The organism is Methylorubrum podarium, from assembly GCF_022179745.1.
GTDB classification, from domain to species: Bacteria; Pseudomonadota; Alphaproteobacteria; order Rhizobiales; family Beijerinckiaceae; genus Methylobacterium; species Methylobacterium podarium.
Genome location: NZ_BPRD01000538.1, coordinates 1 through 1,629 on the forward strand (window position 1 = coordinate 1; position 1,629 = coordinate 1,629).

A 1,629-nucleotide genomic window follows, 5' to 3' on the forward strand; every position below is an offset into this window, starting at 1 on the left:
CCGAGGCCCAGCGCGGCGTTGCTGCCGAGGTGGGTGCGTCGTGCGAGGTGGAGGAGTGGACCGATCGGGTCGAGTGCGCCGGTCAGGCGCAGGCGCCCGCAGAACCCCATGACCGGAATCGGCGCGCCTGGCGCGCGACGTGAGAACCGCCGGAACGCGATGGGCCGCCACGCCTCCGCTTCCACGTGTAGGGCTGCGGCGGCCGCGCGCGCATCCATGGCCGAGAAGGCGAGGGTCACGCCTTGCCAAGGTGCAAGCCCGGCCATTCGAGCCTGAAGCGCTGAGAGGAGTGCGCCCGGTGCGGCGGATGGACGAGAGCCCGACCGGATCGCGAGCGGCGTCAGGAAGGTCAGAACGGCCTCGCCGACGCGGGACGGCGCCGGCTCGGGGACGATGCGGCACGTGGTGCAGGTGAGCGGGGAGAAGGGCACGCGTTGACCGCTCGGCCGCAAGGCAACCCCGTCTTCTAGCGCGGCGAGCAGGCCGTCGCGCACCTGTTCCAGCCAGAACCCGCTGCCACCAAACAGCCGAACTTCGACGTGGACCTCGTCACCGATGACGTCCGCGTCGATCGCCATCGGACGCCCCATCAGCGGTTCGCCCTGTCTGCGAGGCGGGAGCGAACCGTAAAGAAGCTCGAAGGCATTGGGCCGATGGGCCGGGTCTGGTCGGGCTCCCAGCACCGGTCCAGCCACGGACAGCGCCCCGCCGAGCGCACCCCGGATCCGAAGCGCGAGATCGAAATGATCCTCGAGATCGGAGGGGCGGGCGCAGACGACCCGCACCACATCCTCGCTCCACACCTCGACCAGAGTGCGGGGTGAGACCATCGCCGTCGATGCAGCCTCCATCAGAACAGGTGGAACGCTCGCGCCTCGGGCACGGGCGGACCCCCGCAGGCCCGGCAGCGAGCCAGTCCGTCGGCGCCGACCGCCCATAGGCGTAGGGTGTCGTCCGGTCCGATCAGCGCTGCGGCGCGTTCGAACAGGCGATCTGCCTCCCGCGGGGTCAATCGTCCCTCGAACACGCTGTCCTGCACGCGCACGAGAGTTTCAGCGAGCATGTCGTGAAGGCGCGACCGGGCACGATCACGGGCGACGTCGTAGGCGAAGACAAACAGGAAGGTGGTGCGGCTCATCGCTGCCAGAATGAGCACGGAAGAAGCGCTCAATGCGGAGTTCTGCGGCTATCTCGCGGATCACGCAAGCCCTACGCGTCAAAGTTCAGCCTAGTAGCAGAAATTGCCTGTCAAGGAGAGCGAGATAGCCTGGTTCTCGAATGTTTTTCAGTATGAGTTTCTAATATTAGTCCTAGCTTGGCACGCCAAATTATATATGCTGAGATGCCAGATTGTATTTCAATTTTTCAAGAAGAAATGTTCTATAGGAAAAATAAGAGGAAGAAGAGTTTCAGTCCGCATCCCCGCGGCAGCGATCGCTAAATGACGCTCGCAATCACATCCTCCACCTAATCGCGTTTCAGTCCGCGCCCAAGCGGCAACGGTCGCCAAATGCACCCGAGCCCGCAGCGGGCGGGGAGCGAGAGTTTCAGTCCGTGTCCACGCGGCAGAGGGCGCCAAACCACCGCCGAAGCAGCCAGCCTCCGGGCCGAGGGTTTCAGTCCGCGTCC

The 1,629-nt window shown here is 65.3% G+C and carries 2 protein-coding genes; both read right to left on the reverse strand.

Features of this window, described 5'->3' with window-relative positions; genetic code table 11:
* Positions 1 to 830: CRISPR system precrRNA processing endoribonuclease RAMP protein Cas6 (cas6, locus tag MFF42_RS22980; RefSeq protein ID WP_238258032.1), on the reverse strand; the 830-nt coding region annotated here is incomplete at its 3' end.
* A 20-nt stretch (positions 831 to 850) separates the two neighbouring features.
* Positions 851 to 1,171 carry a CRISPR-associated endonuclease Cas2 gene (gene cas2, locus MFF42_RS22985; RefSeq protein WP_238258033.1) on the reverse strand — a complete coding sequence of 107 codons (321 nt, stop codon included), beginning with the start codon at positions 1,169 to 1,171 and terminating at the stop codon, positions 851 to 853.
* Between the last annotated feature and the right edge of the window lie 458 nt (positions 1,172 to 1,629).